The following is a 16,956-nucleotide window of genomic DNA, read 5'->3' as shown; positions in this document are numbered from 1 at the left end:
CTCCTCCTTTTAAAGCCGCTCACCTCCTTCGAGCGGCTTTTTTTCTGTCCGCTATCCTCGACCTGTCGTCTCAGGGCGCTTGGGTGTCAGCATCCTCGCCAGATCCGCCCCGTCGAATGCGCGTGACCGAGGACCTTGGTCGTCAGTGGGACTGGGTGGACGAGCGCGAGCGAGTCCCACGTCGGCGTCGCTGGACAGCGCTTGTCCATGCTCGGAAGATGGCCGGGCGAAACCATGATCGAGGCAGGGTCGACCATATGCCCGGCTGCAGATCCTGTTGTCGGCTGCTGCCGTTTGGCGGATTCTTCCCTTCCGGGACGCGATTCGTGAGCTTGGTCCCATGCTCGGTCATAGCGACCTTCGGCGGTAGCCGACGAACTTTGTCAAGCGCCCTTTCGAGTCTGCCAATGCCCCGTCGATGGGCTCGGGTCTCGATGTTGCCCCTGGAGCCGAGAGGGTGGATATCTCGAATTCGAAAGGAGATGGCGCGCGTCTCCCCGTGCTGCGCGCACCTCCTGGCTCGAATCGTTTTTCGTTCGCAAAGGTCCAGCCGAGGACAAGATTTTGGAGGGGGGCTAGGAATGAGTCAGCATCACGAAACTGTGGCGCCATTGGTCGAATGGACCCAAAGCCTGAGCGTCGGTATCCAGGAGATCGACGATCAGCATCGCGTGCTCGTGGATCTGCTGAATCAGATCAACGAGGCCATTCACGTCGACCATGGCAGTGATGTGACCAATGCGATTCTCAAGGATCTGGTGGACTACACCAAGATCCACTTTGCCGTGGAAGAAAGCCTGATGCGGGTCCTGGGCTATCCCGGCTACGAGGAGCACAAGGACCGTCATCAGGAGCTGATTCACGAGGTCGAGACGTTGCAGGACAAGCTTCTGACGGGTCAGAAGGGCCTGAGCTTCGAGCTGCTGCCCTTCCTCAAGATGTGGCTGATGCGGCACATCATGAGCGAGGACATGAGCTATGCGCCCTTCTTCCTCGAGAAGGGGGTGATCGCAAGCTCGCCGCACCTATCCCCGGGGCGTCGCCTGTGGCAATTCATGACCTCCTCCGGCAGGCACCGCTAGAGGGAGGACTGCGCCGCTCCAGCCGTCTCTAAAAGGGCGGGGGTGGCTCCTGGTGTCGTCCGTTCGGGTGGTGCCGTCGCGCGACGGACAGCCCGAGCCATGTGGCCGCCGCATCGCGGATATTCTGATTCCGCCTCGTCGAGTAGGCGTGGCGAGCAACTGATGGAATAATCGCGTCCTTCACGCTATCCATCCAAGAACCACAGGGCCAACGGCCCAGAGACCAGCCCCTATGTCTGACCTTGACCGAACCTATCGGATCGGCCCGATCCATCTCGCTCCGACGGTGACGCGACTGCAGGGCTGGACCCTGATGCTCGGTGCCTTCTTCTCCATCGGCCTGATGACATTCATCTCCATCGGTCAGACCTACATCCTCAACGAGCACCTCGGCATCCCGACCTCGGAGCAGGGCACCATCAGCGGCGACCTGGTGTTCTGGACCGAGATCGTCACCCTGGCCTTCTTCATCCCGGTGGGCATCCTGGTCGACCGCATCGGTCGCAGGACCATCTTCGCGCTCGGCTTCGCGCTCCTGGGCGCGACCTACTGGCTCTATCCGCACGCCGCCGGCGTCGATGATCTCTACGCCTACCGCTTCGTCTACGCCCTGGGCGTCGTCACCATTGCCGGCGGGCTGTCGACCGTGCTGGCCGACTATCCGGCCGAGCGCTCGCGCGGCAAGCTGGTCGCCATCGTCGGTCTGCTGAGCGGACTGGGCATCGTCTTTACCAATCAGGGCTTCGGTGCCTTGCCCGATGCCCTGACCCAGCGCGGCATGGATGGCGTCCAGGCGGGCTACTACACCCATTACGCCGTTGCGGCGCTCGCCATCACCATCGCCGTCATCGTCTTCCTCGGCCTGCAGAAGGGCACCCCGGTGCGGCGCGAGGAGCGACCGAACGTGCGCGACCTCTTCCTGAGCGGCTTCAAGTACGCCCGCAATCCGCGTGTGCTGCTGTCCTATGCGGCGGCCTTCATCGCGCGCGGCGATCAGTCGATCAACGCGACCTTCCTCATCCTTTGGGGGACAATGGCGGGATTGGCCGCTGGGATGGAGACCGCCGAGGCGGTCAAGAACGGCACCATCATCTTCGTCATCGCGCAGATCGCGGCGCTGGTGTGGGCGCCGATCCTGGGACCCATCATGGACCGCATGGATCGCGTCAGCGGTTTGGCGCTGTCGATGGTGCTGGCCGCCATCGGCAACATCGCCGTGATCTGGCTGGTCGAGCCCACGCCGGGGAGCGGGCTTATCTTCTACATTCTGCTCGGCATCGGCCAGATCAGCGTCTATCTCGGCGCCCAGTCGCTGATCGGGCAGGAGGCCCCCGCCGACAAGCGCGGCTCCGTGCTGAGTGCCTTCAATGTCGCCGGCGCCATCGGCATCCTGCTCATCACCGCCGTTGGCGGGCGCATCTTCGATGCCATCGACCCGAGGGCACCTTTCGTGCTCGTCGGCGCCATCAACATCCTGCTCTTCTTCGCCTGCGTCCTGGTGCGGCTGCGGTTTTCGACGCCGGCCATGGCGACCGCCGACTGAGCCACGCGGGAGGTTGACCGCTGTGCCCAGGCCACCTAAGGTCATGCCATGCTCGAATCGCGCGTCTGCATCGACCCTGCCTCAAGCGTCGTAGGGTGGACAAGCACAGCGCGGTCCACCAGCGCCCTCGGTGGACTGCGCTGTGCTTGTCCACCCTACGCACGGGCAGGTCTTTGCGGCGCAGGATAGTGCCGAGCCATGCCGGCACGGCCCCATCTCCTTCTCGCCCTGATCACGCTCGCGCTCCTGGGCTGCGAGCGCCCGCAGCCCGAGGGCCCGCCCACCCTGCGCTGGTACGTCTTCAAGGAGCAGTCGGGTGCTTTCGAAGAGGCCGCTCGACGCTGCACGGCAGCGTCTCAGGGGCGCTACCAGCTGGATCTGGCCTATCTCCCGACCGACGCCGACCTTCAGCGCGAGCTCCTGGTCCGGCGTCTGGCCGCCGGAGACACGGACATCGACCTCATCGGGATGGATGTCATCTGGACGGCGGAGCTCGCCGAGGCCGGCTGGGTCCTGCCCTGGCCGGAGGCGCAGGCGCGCTCCGTGCTGACGGGGCGCATTGCGGGGCCAGTGGCCAGCGGCTCCTACCAGGACCGTCTCTGGGCCGCCCCCTTCACCACCAATACGCAGCTCCTCTGGTACCGCACCGACCGGGTAGCGACGCTGCCGCTGACCTGGGACGCCATGATCGATCAGGCCGAGTCGATCGGGCAGGGCGGTCTGATCCAGGCGCAGGGCGAGCGCTACGAGGGGCTGACCGTCTTCTTCGTCTCCCTGCTGGCCTCCGCTGGCGGGTCCGTTCTCGACGAGAGCGGCGAGCGGGTTTCGCTCGAGCCGGTGCCCACGCGCAAGGCCCTCGAGGTCATGCGGCGTCTGGCGCGCTCCCCGGCGTCCGATTCCTCTCTGGCGAGCAGCCGCGAGGACCAGTGCAGGCTCGCCTTCGAGAGCGGCCGCTCGGCCTTCATGCTCAACTACACCTATGTCTGGCCGAGCGCACAGGCCAACGCCCCCGAGGTCGCCGACCACATGGGCTGGGCGCGCTGGCCGGCCCTGGCCCCGGCGCTGAAGAGCCGCGTCACCATCGGCGGCATCAACATCGGGGTCGGCGCCAACAGCCGTCATCCCGAGCTGGCGTTCGAGGCGGCGACCTGCCTGGTCTCCGAGGATAGTCAGCGCCTGGCCGCGCGCATGGGCGGGCTGCCGCCGACCCTCTCCGCCCTCTATGACGACCCCGAGGTCCGCGCCATCTTCCCCTTTGCGGACGTCCTGCGCACGACCTTGGCGGACGCGGTGCAACGCCCGCCCACGCCCGTCTACAGCGACATCTCCATCGCCATCAGCCGCACCCTGCACCCGCTGCGCGACATCGCCCCGGAGCGCGATGTGGACCGCCTGCGGCGGGCGGTGGAGCGCGCCCTGCATTCGGAGGGGCTGCTATGAGCCGCCAGGTCTTGGACGAGCGCCGTCTCGGCTGGCTCTTGTGCGCGCCCGCGGTGCTCGCGATGCTCCTGGTGACCGCCTATCCGATCGCCTACGCCGTCTGGCTCTCGCTACATCGCTATGACCTGCGCTTTCCCGATCAGCAGGCCTTCGTGGGGCTGGCCAACTACGCGAGCGTGCTGACCTCCGAGGTCTGGTGGCGCTCGCTCTTCAACACCCTTCTGATCACCGCTGGCTCCGTGGCCGTCGAGCTGCTGCTGGGCTTCGGCCTGGCGCTGGTGATGCATCGTGCCCTGGTCGGCCGCATCGCCCTGCGCACCGCCTCCTTGGTGCCCTATGCCATCATCACCGTGGTCGCCGCGCTCGGCTGGCGCTTCGCCTTCGACCCCACGACCGGCTTCGTCAACGCCTTGCTCGGGCTGGATCAGGCCTGGCTCTCGGAGCGCTGGTCGGCCTTCGTGGTCATCATTGCGACCGAGATCTGGAAGACCACGCCCTTCGTCGCCCTGCTCCTGCTCGCCGGTCTGACCCTGGTGCCGCCGGACCTGATCCGCGCGGCGCGCGTCGACGGGGCCAGCGCCTGGCAGCGGCTGGTGCACATCACGCTGCCCCTGATGAAGCCGGCCATCCTGGTTGCGCTGCTGTTTCGGACCCTGGATGCCTTCCGCATCTTCGACACCGTCTATGTCCAGACACGCGGCGCCCAGGATACCGAGACCGTCTCCATCGTCGCCTACCAGGCGTTGATTGCCCGGCTGAATCTGGGGCTGGGGTCGGCCGTCTCCGTGATGATCTTCATCGGGACCATCCTCATCGCGCTCCTCTACGTCCGTCTGCTCGGGGCCGGCGCGCTGGGCCGTGGGGGGCGGCAGGGATGAGCGCAGGCCGACCCAAGGATGAGGGCACCTTGGTCGAGCGCGTCTTCTGGCGCTTCACCTTGGTCATTCTCATCGGCTATGCACTGCTGCCGGTTGTCTGGCTGACCTCGCTCTCCCTCAAGCCATCGGGGGATCTCACCGATCAGCGCTTCTTCCCGCGCGCGATCGGCCTGGAGCACTACGCGGCCGTCTTCCGCGATCCTCAGTTCCCGGCGGCTTTGGGCAACTCCCTCGGCATCGGGCTGATCGCGACGCTCATCTCGGTCGCGCTCGCGACCCTGGCGGCCTATGCGATCGTGCGGCTGAGGTTTCCGGGCCGCCAGGCGGTTCTGGTCGGGGCCCTCGCCGTCGCCATGTTTCCGCCCATCGCCATCATCGGCCCGCTGTTCGACCTCTGGCGCCTGCTGGGGCTTTTCGACACCTGGCTGGGACTCATCATCCCCTACATCACCCTCACGCTGCCGCTGGCGATCTGGACCATTTCCGCCTTCTTTCGCGAGATCCCTTGGGAGCTGGAGCAGGCCGCTCGGGTCGACGGCGCGACGCGCCTGGGGGCCTTTCGGCACGTCATCCTGCCGTTGGTCGCGCCCGGCGTCTTCGCCTCGGCCATCCTGGTCTTCATCTTCGCCTGGAACGACTTTCTCTTCGCCGCCGCGCTGACCTCGACGACCAGCTCGCGCACCGTCCCGGCCGCCATCGCCTTCTTCACCGGCGCCTCGCGCTTCGAGCAGCCGACGGGGTCGATCGCCGCGGCTTCGGTCATCGTGACGATTCCTGTGGTTGTTTTGATACTGCTGTTTCAGCGGCGGATCGTTGCTGGGCTGACGGCGGGGGCGGTGAAGGGTTGAATCAGGTGTCAGGTGTCAGTGGTCAGTGGTCAGTGGTCAGTGGTCAGTGGTCAGTGGGCGGGTGCGCGGCTTGAGTGTGCTTCGATGGAGGTGGAATGGCTGAGATTGTCTTGGAGGGGGTGACGAAGGCGTTTGGGGATGGGACGGTTGCGGTTCGGGATGCGTCTTTCACCATTCATGACGGTGAGCTCTTCATCTTGGTGGGGCCCTCTGGGTGCGGGAAGTCGACCCTGCTCAATATGATCGTGGGGCTGGAGGCGATGAGCGGCGGGGATCTGCGGCTGGACGGGCGCTCGCTGCGCGGTGTGGATCCCAAGGATCGCGATATGGCGATGGTCTTTCAGAGCTATGCCATCTACCCGCACATGAGCGTGCGCGAGAACATCGCCTTTCCGCTCAAGCTCGCCAAGCTGCCGTCCGCTGAGGCGGAGGCGCGGGTTCGCGAGGTTGCGGACCTGCTCGGCCTCTCCGCCCTGCTGGATCGCAAGCCGGAGACCCTGTCCGGTGGCCAGCGTCAGCGCGTCGCCATGGGGCGGGCCATGGTGCGGCGGCCCAAGGTCTTCCTGCTCGACGAGCCGCTCTCCAATCTCGATGCCCAGTTCCGTGGCCAGATGCGCGCCGAGCTGGCGCGTCTGCAGCGCCGGCTGGGCACGACGACCGTCTATGTCACCCACGATCAGACCGAGGCCATGACCTTGGGGGACCGCGTCGCCATCCTGCGCGGCGGCGAGGTCCAGCAGGTCGGGACGCCGCGCGCGCTCTACGCGCAGCCGGCGAATCTCTTCGTTGCCGGCTTCATCGGCACGCCGCCGATGAATCTGCTGCCCGGTGTCATCGATGACGACCGGCTGCGCCTGCCGACTGCAGAGGTGTCGCTGTCCGCCGAGGAGCGAGCGGCGATCCAGGTGCCGAACGGTCCTTTGGCGGTCGGCATCCGACCTGAGTCGCTGGTGCCGACTGGCGTCGCGGAATCGGGCGCGACCCTGAATGGAAGAGTCGATCTCGTGGAGTGGCTTGGCTCGGACCTCTACGTCCACCTGGACCTCGGCGACGTCGGAACGGAGTTGCCACCGGCCTTGCAGAAGGTCGGCGCCAAGGGCGAGGGCGTTCGGATCATCGCCAGGCTGGAGCCGAGCGAGCCGGTGCGCGAAGCGCAGTCCCTTCGGTTCGCTCTCGAACTGCCTGGGCTCCATCTCTTCCATCCGGAAACTGGCCTCAACCTCCGGGGCGGCTCCGAGCTCGGACGCTGGCCCGAGTCGCCCTCCGCTGCGTGTGCGTGAGGACTCCGCCGGAGTGGTGACTCGGTATGTGGGGCGATAGCCAGGCGGCGCGCGGACCTTGGGGAAGAGGGTAGGCGGCTGGGGCCTTGGTCGCCTCCTATAGGTCAGGTTTCTCCCTCGTCTCGGACATAGAGCCAAATCAGCGCACCGATGAAGGCGAAGACGATGACGTTCAGCACCGTGTCGATCAGATTGGCCCAGCTCATGGCCGTTCCTCCTGCTTGAGCGTCTTCAAAAAGGCGACGACGAGGATCGGCAGGATGAACACGAATGCCATGGCGCCGAGCGCGATGATGGCGCGCACGGTTCCGACGTCGCCTGTGAGCATCATGGCGAGCCCGAGTGCGGCCAGGATCACGCCCCAGATGAGCTTGATGCGAACGGGCGGGTCTTCATTGCCGCCGGTCGAGAACATGGAGAGCACGAAGGCGGCACTGACGACGCTGGTGACCAGGAACAGGAAGGCGGCGGCCACGGTGAGCGCCCCGGTCACCGAGCTGAGCGGGGCCGCGTCGAGGACGAAGAAGGTCGTGTTCTCGGGCTGGTTGATGGCTACGTCGAGGATCGGCAGATCCGTGTGCATGACGCCGTACAGACCGATGCCGCCGAAGACACCGAACCAGAAGAGCGAAAAGAGGCTCGGAATCAGCACGACGCCCAAGATGAGCTCACGGATCGTGCGCCCGCGTGAGATGCGCGCGACGAAGACGCCGACGAAGGGCGCCCAGGCGATCCACCACACCATGTAGTTCAGGGTCCAGTCGTGAAACCACTGCTCGAACTCCTGACCGAAGAAGGGAAAGGTCGCGAAGCTCTGACGCACCAGGCCGGACAGATAGCCGCCCAGCGAGTCGACGATCCCGTCCATCAGGAAGTGGGTTGGCCCCATGAGCAACAGATAGACCATGAGGACGACCGCGATCGCCATGGCGACGTTGGACAGCCGGGCCATGCCCTTGCTGAGATCGACGGTCAGGGGCACCAGGAAGGCCAGGCACAGGAGGGCGAAGACGGGATACTGGAGCCAGCCGGCCGCGTTCTCGAGCCCGAGCAGATTCTGAAGACCGCCCTGGACCTGGAATACGCCGATGGCAATCGACCCGGCCAGACCGATCGCAATGGCGTAGATGCCCAGGAGGTCGGCGATCCAGGCGAGCGGCGCCACCCAGCGTCCGCGACGAAAGGTGTAACGGATCGGCGTGCCGATCAGGCCCGCACGCCCCTTGCGGTAGGCGAAATAGGCGATCACCAATGCCGTGATGGCATAAATGGACCAGGCATGTAGCGCCCAGTTGAAGTTCGTCACCACCATGGCGTAACCGGCCGCCACCCCGGGGCTCAGATGCTGCTCGATCACATGGTAATGCGTCAGGGGCTCGGCCGCCCCGTAGAAGAGCAGGCCGACGCCCATGCCGGCGGCAAACAGCATGGTCAGCCAACTGACCGTCGAGAACTCGGGGCGATCCTCATCGCGGCCCAGCCGCACGTCCCCGAACCGCGAGAAGGCGAGCCAGAGCAGGACGATGAGGATCAGGCTGGCCACCAGCATGATGAACCAGGCCCGGCTGCTGAACTGCTGGGCCACTTGCGCCTGCGCGAAGCTGGCGAGCCCCTGGGTATCGACCACGCCCCAGACGGCAACCAGGGCCGTGAGCGTCAGCGCGGTGAGGAGAAGCGGGTTCTTGAGCATTGGATACCCTACAAAGTGAATGTAAACCGCGAAGGCGCGAAGAGCACAAAGGATTTCAATGTGTCGCGCATGCCACCAGGACAAACCAGAGGTTGAAGGGCGCACTAGGAGCACGCCTTTTGCTCTCTTCGCGTCCTTGGCGCCTTTGCGGTTCCAACTCCCGAACTTGGGCTCACTTCTGGTGGGCCACCTCGCTCTGCCCCGCGATCACTCGGGTGCTTGTGCGGGTGCCGGACTTCCCCCGACCCATCCCTTGATCTTCTCTCGCACCCCCTGCACGACGAAGTACATGACGGGAATCAGCAGCGTGCCCACGACGGTCGCCGCGAGCATGCCGCCGAACACAGCGGTGCCCAGCGCCACCCGGGAGCCGGCGCCGGCGCCGCTGGCGACCACCAGCGGGATGATGCCGAGCAGGAAGGACAGCGCCGTCATCATCACGGCGCGAAAGCGCATCCGGGCGGCCTTGACGGAGGCATCATAGATGCTCAGGCCCTCGGTCTCGCGCTGCTCTTTGGCGAACTCGACGATCAGGATGGCATTCTTGGCCGCCAGCCCAATCAGCATGACCAGGCCGATCTGGGTGTAGAGGTTGACGTCGAGACCAGAGACGCCGGTCGCACCCAGGGCGCCGAAGACCGCGACCGGCACGGCCAACAGCACAGCCAGTGGGATCGACCAGCTCTCGTACTGGGCGACCAGGAAGAGATAGACGAACAAAAGGGCTAGACTGAAAATGATCGGCGCCTGACCTGCGGCCCGGATCTCCTGGTAGCTCATGCTGGTCCACTCGTAGCCAAAGCCGGAGGGCAGGGTCTCATTGGCCGTCTCCTCCATGGCGGCGATGGCCTGGCCGGAGCTGAAGCCTGGGGCCGGGCTGCCGGAGATGTCGGCCGAGCGGAAGAGGTTGTAGCGCGGGACGATCTGCGGACCCGTCTTGGACTCGACCTCGGCCAGCGTCGCCATGGGCACCATGTCGCCGGCCTTGCTGCGGACGAACAGCCGCACGATGTCGCTCGGATTGTTGCGGAAGGCGCTCTCGGCCTGGGCCATGACCCGCCAGGTGCGGCCGAACTTGTTGAAGTCGTTGATGTAGGTCGAGCCGAGCTGGGCCTGCAGCGTGGCGAAGACCTCGCTCATGGCGACGCCAAGGGTCTGCACCTTGTCCCGGTTGACCTCCAGGTAGAGCATGGGTACGTCGGCGCGGAAGGTGCTGTAGGCGCTGCCGATGGCGCGATGCTCGTTGGCGGCGACGATGAAGCCGCGCATGACCGAGGCGAACTCCTGGATGTCCCCGCCGGTCATGTCCTGCAGCACGAAGGAGAAGCCGCCCGAGCTACCGAGACCTGGGATGGCCGGTGGCACGAAGGGAATGACGTTGGCCTCGCTGGTGCCGGCGGCGATCCGCTGGGCCTTAGCGACGATGGCACGCAGCCGGAGCTCGGGCGCCTCGCGCTCGGCCCAGGGGGCGAGCACCGGGATGACCAGTGCGCTGTTCGAGCCAAAGGCGCTGTTCAGCAGCGAAAAGCCGGCCACCGAGATGACGTTGGTCACGCCTGGGATCTCCAGCAACTGCTGCTCCAACCGGTCGAGCGCCACCTCGGTGCGGGTCAGCGAGGCCGCGTCCGGAAGCTGCAGCTCGATGAAGAAGTAGCCCTGATCCTCCTCAGGCAGGAAGCCGCTCGGCAGGTTGCCGAACATCCAGACGGTGCCGCCGATCAGTCCCGCGTAGACGACCATGACCAAGGCCGCCACCTTGACCGTGGTGCGCACGGCGGCCGTGTAGCCGTTGGTCAGTCGCGTGAAGAGCCTATCGAACCAACCGAGCCACTTGATCGGCTTCTGGCCGGGCTTGAGCAGTACCGAGCAGAGGGCCGGGCTCAGCGTCAGCGCATTGATCGATGAGATGGCCACCGCGACCGAGATGGTCACGGCGAACTGCTGGTAGATCTGCCCCGTGATACCCGGCATGAAGCCCACAGGCACGAACACGGCGAGCAGCACCAGGGTGGTCGCGATGACCGCGCCGCCCACCTGGTCCATGGCCTTGGCGGTGGCCGCCTTCGGATCCAGCCCCTCTTCCTCCATGAGTCGCTGCACGTTCTCGACGACGATGATAGCGTCGTCGACCACGATGCCGATCGCCAGGATCAGCGCGAAGAGGACGATGGTGTTCAGCGTGAAACCGACCGCGGCCAGCACCGCGAAGGTGCCGATCAGCGAGACCGGGATGGCGATGCCGGGGATCAGCGTCGAGCGCCAGTCGCCGAGAAAAATGAAGACCACCAGCACCACCAGGCCGACGGCCACGAAGAGCGTCTCCTTCACCTCGGCGATCGAGGCCGCGATGAAGTTGGTGGTGTCGTAGAGAATGGCGTACTCGACATCGTCCGGGAAGCGCTCGGCCAGGGAGGCCAGCTCGGCCTTGACCGCATCCGCGGTCGCCAGGGCGTTGGCATCCGGGGTCTGGTAGACGGCGAGCACTACGGCGGGCCGGCCGTCGAGCCGGCCGGCGGCCGAGTAGGCCTGAGCGCCAAGCTCGACCCGGGCGACGTCCTTGACCCGAATCGCCGATCCGTTCGGCTCCATGCGGATGATGATGTTGGCGAATTCATCGACCTCCGCGAGGCGCCCCTTGGTCGTGACCGTGTACTGGAACTGGGTGTCCGGCGGCGCCGGCTGCCCCCCGATCTGCCCCGCCGGGACCTGGACGTTCTGCTCGGACACGGCATTCTGGATGTCGGCGACGCTCACGCCGAGCGCCGTCATGCGATCCGGCTTCAGCCAGAAGCGCATACCGTAGTCCATGACGCCGAGGATCTCCGCCTTGCCAACACCCTCGACGCGACCCAGGGTGTCCTTGACGTTGATGGTCGCGTAGTTGTTGAGGAAGAGCCCGTCCCAGGTCTCGTTCGGCGAGAAGAGGTTGACGATCAGCAGCATGTTGGTGGACTGCTTCTCGGTCTTGACGCCCTGGCGCTGGACCTCCTGCGGGAGCGACGGCAGGGCGGTGGAGACACGGTTCTGGACCTTGACCTGGGCCATGTCCGCGTCCGTGCCGATGTCGAAGGTCACGGTCAGGCTGTAGCGGCCGTCGTTATCCGACTTGCTGGACATGTAGATCATGTCCTCGACACCGTTGATTTGCTGCTCGATCGGAGCGGCCACGGTCTGCTCGACCACGTCGGCGCTGGCACCGGCGTATTGGGTGCTGACGCTGACCGTCGGCGGCGTGATCTCCGGGAACTGCGCCACGGGCAGCCCCATCAGCGCCAGGGCGCCGGCCAGCGAGATGACGATGGAGATGACGAAGGCGAACTTCGGGCGGGTGATGAAGAACTTGGATAGGGGCATCAGGGGGCTCCCTCAGGGTGAGCGTTCGATCTGTTGCGCCTGTCCGAAGCGACTCGGGCTCAGCGATTGACCACAAGGGCGCGCAGCCAGGTGGCACATTGACGCAAATAGCCGGCATGCGTCCGGGATTACTCAGATCTGGCTGACGGCCTTGCCTGGCTGGAGTCTTCCTCCGGCACGATCTCCACCTCTGGTATGTCTGCGGCATCCTCGCTCGTCGCCGCGACACTCGGCGCCGCTGTCAGCTCCGGTTTGACGGACAGGCCGGGGCGGACCTTCTGGATGCCATAGAGAACGATCCGCTCGCCGGGCTTCAGTCCTTTCTCGACGACCCAGCTCGCGCCGAACCTCTGCCCGGTCTGGATGCGGCGGCTCTCGACCTTGTCATCCTTGTTGACCAGTAGGACGTAGAAGCCAGCCTGATCCGTCAGCACCGCCGCCTGAGGCACCAGCACCTTGTCCAGGGCCTCCCTGCGCTCGACGACGACGGTCACGAACTGGCCTGGCAATAGCAGCCGATCCGGATTTGGGAACTCGGCGCGGATCAGCACAGTGCCCGTCTTTTCGTCGACCTTGTTGTCGAAGAAATCGAAGGTGCCTTGATGCTCATAGAGGGTGCCATCCGGCAGCTTGATGAGCGGGACATGGGCGTATTCATCGATGTCTTGGCCAGTGCGCTCGGAGTCAATCTCGATTCGAGCGAGCTCCAAGTACCAGGTCTCGGCGATGGAGAAGGTGACGTCAAGCGGGTCCATCTTGTTGATGGTGGCCATGACCCCGCTGTCCGGACCGACCAGGTTGCCGACGTCGTAGGCGGCCAAGTCGATGCGACCGGCGATTGGCGCCTTGATTTCGGTATAGTCGAGGTCCAGCCGGGTCTTGCGCAAGTCCGCCGCGGCCGTCTCGACTGCAGCCTCTTCCACGAGCACCCGTGCCTCGGCCTCGTCCACCTTTTGCTGGCTGATGTTTTTGGTCTCGGCGAGCTCCCGATAGCGTGCCAGGTCCACACGCGCCTGGTTCAGCGTCGCCTTGGCCGCAGTCAAGGCAGCCTCTGCCTGCGCAACGGTCGCCGCATACTGCTCGGGCTCGATGCGGAACAGGACTTGGTCGACCTCGACCTTGCCCCCTTCCTCGAAGGCGCGCTCCTCCAAAAAACCCGTGACACGCGCCCGCAGCGCGACGCTTTCCTTCGGCCGGGTTTTGCCAACGAACTCGAAGAAGGGATTGACCTTCTGCTTAGCGACCTCGATTACCCCAACGGTGGGCGGCGAGGGAAGGGGCTGGCTGCCTTGCTCCTGGCTGCAGCCAGGCAGGCCGACCACAACGGCCAGCCCTCCGACGACGGCGCTGAAACTGGCTCCTTCAAGCAGGGAAGAGCGACGCCGCGAAGTAGAGACCGCGGGAGTTGGCATGGCGCAGGACTCCGGGGGTGATTTGCTTGATGAACGGCGATAGAAGGATAGCATGGCGTCGGCGGTCTCCCCCCTGACCGATCGACACAGACTGTGATCGATGGTGATGTGGCTACGCGACCCGCAATGGCCGCATGGGCTCCGCCTTGTCCGCTGCCCACCGGGCGGCAGCGCTCGCAAACGCCTTCGCCGTGCTCATCCGGCCGGGGCTCGCGACAGTCCAAGCCCTCGCCTGTGGTGGCCAAGGACCGCCCCTGGGCGAGTCATTTCGAGCGCTGCGCCGCGATAGGTTTTCCTCGGACACGCCCCGTCGGTCAGGCGAACGGGGCCGATTTCGCGGATTCCATCAGGGTAGGCGCGGCGAGCTTGCTCGCGCACGACGATGCTGGATGTATGGCTGCAACGGTTCTTTCCGCCAATCGGCGATTTTCCTCTTGCATCGCGGGGCCTCCATGTATGGAGGCCCATCGTCGGTGGCCGACTGCTCATTCTCGCGTCAGGGGAATTGGAATCGGGTCCAGCGTGCCATCGGATCAACCACTCTACTGCGCGCTCAAGATCGGATGAGTGGGATATCGGCGGTCGCTGCGAAGTGGAACGAGGGCCTGCGCACGCGACCGCGGGCCGGAGCGAGCGATGTGGGAATGGGCGCTAGTTCTTGCACTGTTGGAGCGAGGTCAGGAGGGCACAAAAAAGCCGGTCGTAACCGGCTTTTTCGTATCGGGAAATTTGGTCGGGGTGACTGGATTCGAACCAGCGACTTCTGCCTCCCGAAACCGATTCATGCTCTTGCACGATCAGTGACTTGCATGAAAAACAATCGGTTATAGTCCGCTAAAGGGCGCGACTATTCGCCTTTGTCTGCTATTCTGGCACTTATAAGTGCAACCTCGCCGACCGCTGCCATCCCCCGAACCCCGGATTTCGACGGTCGCCGACACGGAGCAGACGCCATGCAAGAGACCATCACGCAGCGACTTGTCCAGCGCTACGCCAAGGACGCGAAGGCCGGCGAGATCCCTAAACCGATCGAGATCCGCGACCGCGACCTGAAGGGCTTCATCCTGCGCGTGCAGCCTTCCGGCCGGATGTCGTACATCGTCCAGCTGGGGCGCGCGCGCCGCGTCACCCTGGGCGATGCCGCGATCCTGACGCCAGCGCAAGGCAGAGCTAAGGCCAAGGTCGCACTGGGTGCCGTCGCCGATGGTCGCGACCCCAAGGCCGCGCTCGCCGTCGACGCAGGCGAGACCGTCCCGACGCTGCGCCACTTCATCGAGACCACCTACTCGGACTGGGTGAGCGCCAACCGCAAGACCGGCACCGCCTTGGTCGCTCGCATCAAGGCGTGCTTCTTCGAGGAGTTCGGCGATACACCCCTGGATCAGCTCACAGCCTGGAACATCGAAAAGTGGCGCAAGGCGCGATTGCAGCAAGGCCGGACGCCGGCAACCGTCAACCGCGATCTCTCCGCGCTCAAGGCAGCGCTGCAACGCGCGATCGATTGGGAACTGATCGACCGAAACCCCCTGGGCAAGGTCAAGCCGGCGAAGGTCGACAATGCAGGCGTGGTCCGTTACCTGACCCAGGATGAAGAGAGGCGGCTGAGAAAAGCGCTCGAGCAGCGCGACGAGGAAGCGAGGGAAGCCAGGGCGCGCGGCAATGCGTGGCGGCAAGAGCGCGGGCGCGAGCTGATGGCAGATCTCGGCATCTACTCAGACCACCTGACGCCGATGGTTCTTGTCAGCATCAACACCGGGTTGAGGCGTGGAGAGCTGTTCAGCTTGCAATGGGCAGACGTCGACCTGGATCGAGGCAATCTCACCGTTCATGGATCAGGCGCCAAGAGCGGCAGGACCCGGCATATCCCGCTCAACGCGGAGGCTGTCGCCGTGCTCGAGACATGGAAGGCGCAGACGGACGGCTCCGGCTTGGTCTTTAAGGGCCGCGATGGCGCTCGATTCGACAATACCCGCAAGGCATGGACCGCGCTGCTTGAGTCGGCGGAGATCTCCGGGTTCCGCTGGCACGACTTGCGACATCACTTCGCCAGCCGGCTCGTCATGGCCGGCGTCGACCTGAACACCGTCCGCGAGCTGCTGGGGCATTCCGATCTCGCGATGACGTTGCGCTATGCGCACCTGGCGCCAGAGCACAAGGCAGCGGCCGTCGCGCGACTGGTGGAGGCATCATAGATGTTTTCCGCAGATGCTTGGAAAGACACCCAGCGAGACATAGAGGCGAGCCGCAATGGAAAGGAGGCCAGGAAGATCCTGAGTGAATACGTGGCCAGACACCGATCTGCCGGACTGTGGGATTCAATCGCCATTTGGCACAACGCGATCCATGCTTGCACGTCGGCCGTCCTGTATTCGCCAGAGACTGACTGGAATGAAGGTTTGCGGGCCAGCTATAAGCAAGGATCGGCCAGTCGTGAGGACGTTCGATTGGCGATCTTCACCGTTCTCGATTACCTAGGCTTATATGGCAACGAAGCAAAAATGGCGATGCTTCGCAGATTGCCGGAGAGCTACTTGGACGATGAAGCGGATCCATTTCAGCTAACCGGGCTGCTCTTGCTACTGAATGATGCTCTCGACGAATGTGGAAGCCCGGAATCGTTTAGCCCAGCCGAGGCGCCCCATCATTATCGGCTTGGGCCGCTCCAATTACCTTCTTCGCTCACTCTGACAAAGCGGCTTCCAGATCCTCGGTTTACGGGGCTCGCCTTTCAGCTCGAGGCCATGTTTCGGCTGTTCAAGAAAGGCCGGCGACTCGATGTTGGATGCGCAATGCCGGAAGACGCCGAGGGCGCTTTCGATGTGACGACCGCATTCATTCGCGCGAGCATTGATCCTAGCGCTAAACCGAAAGAAGTTAGAGATCGGTTGAATAAGCAGTTGAAAGACCATCCCGGCATCACCTGGCAGGGCTGGCCGCTACAGCTTGGTCGAATACTACCCGCGAAGACCAACGTGATTCGCAAGCGACGGAGCGCGAAACGATAACCGGCGACGATTAGGGGCGAAAAATCGCGTTAGATCGTCGCGCACCCCCGCCGAATACTGTCCGCGTACATTCAACCGGAGATACGCGGACATGAAACAACCCCGCCAGATCCAGCCCGTTGGGCTATCCATCGATGAGACGATCAAGGCCACCGGGCTTGGTCGGACCAGCGTCTACAAAGAAATCGCCGAAGGCCGCCTCCGCTCCTACAAGGTCGGTCGGCGCCGCTTCGTCGCGCCTGACGAGCTGGTGAGATGGCGTCAGGCCGCCGAAGCATCCGCCGCATAAGGAGGCGCCAAATGTCGAAAAGATCGCGACAGATCCGCGCCGAACGGCGCGAGAAGCAAGCTCGAAAGTGGTGCGAAAAAGAAAACGGCCCGAGAGGCCGAGCCCCCGAGCCGTTGATCGATTCCGCAGCCGAGC

Annotated in this window: 12 protein-coding genes; 9 read left to right on the top strand and 3 right to left on the bottom strand. The window is 64.7% G+C overall.

Annotated elements, in window-relative coordinates; translation table 11 throughout:
• Nucleotides 1-581 precede the first annotated feature (581 nt).
• The 6 genes from G3446_RS10330 (at nucleotide 582) to G3446_RS10305 (ending at nucleotide 7,071) form a co-directional block, all read left to right on the top strand.
• Nucleotides 582-1,082, top strand: a complete 501-nt coding sequence (locus G3446_RS10330) for a bacteriohemerythrin (RefSeq protein ID WP_164452754.1) — start codon at nucleotides 582-584, stop codon at nucleotides 1,080-1,082.
• A gap of 232 nt (nucleotides 1,083-1,314) precedes the next feature.
• Nucleotides 1,315-2,625, top strand: coding sequence for an MFS transporter (locus G3446_RS10325; RefSeq protein ID WP_164452753.1), 1,311 nt, complete (start codon nucleotides 1,315-1,317; stop codon nucleotides 2,623-2,625).
• Nucleotides 2,626-2,823: 198 nt separating this feature from the next.
• Nucleotides 2,824-4,065 (top strand): ABC transporter substrate-binding protein, encoded by a 1,242-nt coding sequence (locus G3446_RS10320; protein ID WP_164452752.1) that lies wholly within the window; start codon nucleotides 2,824-2,826, stop codon nucleotides 4,063-4,065.
• Nucleotides 4,062-4,943, top strand: a complete 882-nt coding sequence (locus tag G3446_RS10315) for a carbohydrate ABC transporter permease (RefSeq protein WP_164452751.1) — start codon at nucleotides 4,062-4,064, stop codon at nucleotides 4,941-4,943. The genes G3446_RS10320 and G3446_RS10315 overlap by 4 nt, the downstream gene beginning before the upstream one ends.
• Nucleotides 4,940-5,791, top strand: coding sequence for a carbohydrate ABC transporter permease (locus G3446_RS10310; RefSeq protein ID WP_164452750.1), 852 nt, complete (start codon nucleotides 4,940-4,942; stop codon nucleotides 5,789-5,791). The genes G3446_RS10315 and G3446_RS10310 overlap by 4 nt, the downstream gene beginning before the upstream one ends.
• Nucleotides 5,792-5,886: 95 nt before the next feature.
• A complete protein-coding gene (locus tag G3446_RS10305) occupies nucleotides 5,887-7,071 on the top strand; it encodes an ABC transporter ATP-binding protein (protein ID WP_164452749.1) in 1,185 nt (394 codons plus the stop codon).
• Nucleotides 7,072-7,273: 202 nt separating this feature from the next.
• On the opposite strand, the gene G3446_RS10300 is transcribed toward G3446_RS10305, so the two are convergent.
• From G3446_RS10300 to G3446_RS10290, 3 genes are all read right to left on the bottom strand, one after another.
• Nucleotides 7,274-8,761 carry a BCCT family transporter gene (locus tag G3446_RS10300; protein ID WP_164452748.1) on the bottom strand — a complete coding sequence of 496 codons (1,488 nt, stop codon included), beginning with the start codon at nucleotides 8,759-8,761 and terminating at the stop codon, nucleotides 7,274-7,276.
• 207 nt (nucleotides 8,762-8,968) lie between these two features.
• Complete coding sequence (locus G3446_RS10295) at nucleotides 8,969-12,115, bottom strand: efflux RND transporter permease subunit (RefSeq protein WP_164452747.1); 3,147 nt, start codon at nucleotides 12,113-12,115, stop codon at nucleotides 8,969-8,971.
• A 128-nt stretch (nucleotides 12,116-12,243) separates the two neighbouring features.
• A complete protein-coding gene (locus tag G3446_RS10290) occupies nucleotides 12,244-13,527 on the bottom strand; it encodes an efflux RND transporter periplasmic adaptor subunit (RefSeq protein ID WP_164452746.1) in 1,284 nt (427 codons plus the stop codon).
• A 953-nt stretch (nucleotides 13,528-14,480) separates the two neighbouring features.
• On the opposite strand from G3446_RS10290, the gene G3446_RS10285 reads away from it, so the two are divergent.
• The 3 genes from G3446_RS10285 (at nucleotide 14,481) to G3446_RS10275 (ending at nucleotide 16,821) form a co-directional block, all read left to right on the top strand.
• Entirely contained in the window at nucleotides 14,481-15,719 is a 1,239-nt protein-coding gene (locus G3446_RS10285) for a site-specific integrase (protein ID WP_164452745.1), read from the top strand.
• Nucleotides 15,720-16,532 (top strand): hypothetical protein, encoded by an 813-nt coding sequence (locus tag G3446_RS10280; RefSeq protein ID WP_164452744.1) that lies wholly within the window; start codon nucleotides 15,720-15,722, stop codon nucleotides 16,530-16,532.
• A gap of 91 nt (nucleotides 16,533-16,623) precedes the next feature.
• Nucleotides 16,624-16,821 (top strand): helix-turn-helix domain-containing protein, encoded by a 198-nt coding sequence (locus tag G3446_RS10275; protein WP_164452743.1) that lies wholly within the window; start codon nucleotides 16,624-16,626, stop codon nucleotides 16,819-16,821.
• The last annotated feature ends 135 nt before the right edge of the window (nucleotides 16,822-16,956 follow it).

The organism is Thiorhodococcus minor (assembly GCF_010820565.1).
Taxonomy (GTDB): domain Bacteria; phylum Pseudomonadota; class Gammaproteobacteria; order Chromatiales; family Chromatiaceae; genus Thiorhodococcus; species Thiorhodococcus minor.
Note: the sequence above shows the minus strand (reverse complement) of the source record. Positions and strands in the feature narration are given on the sequence as shown.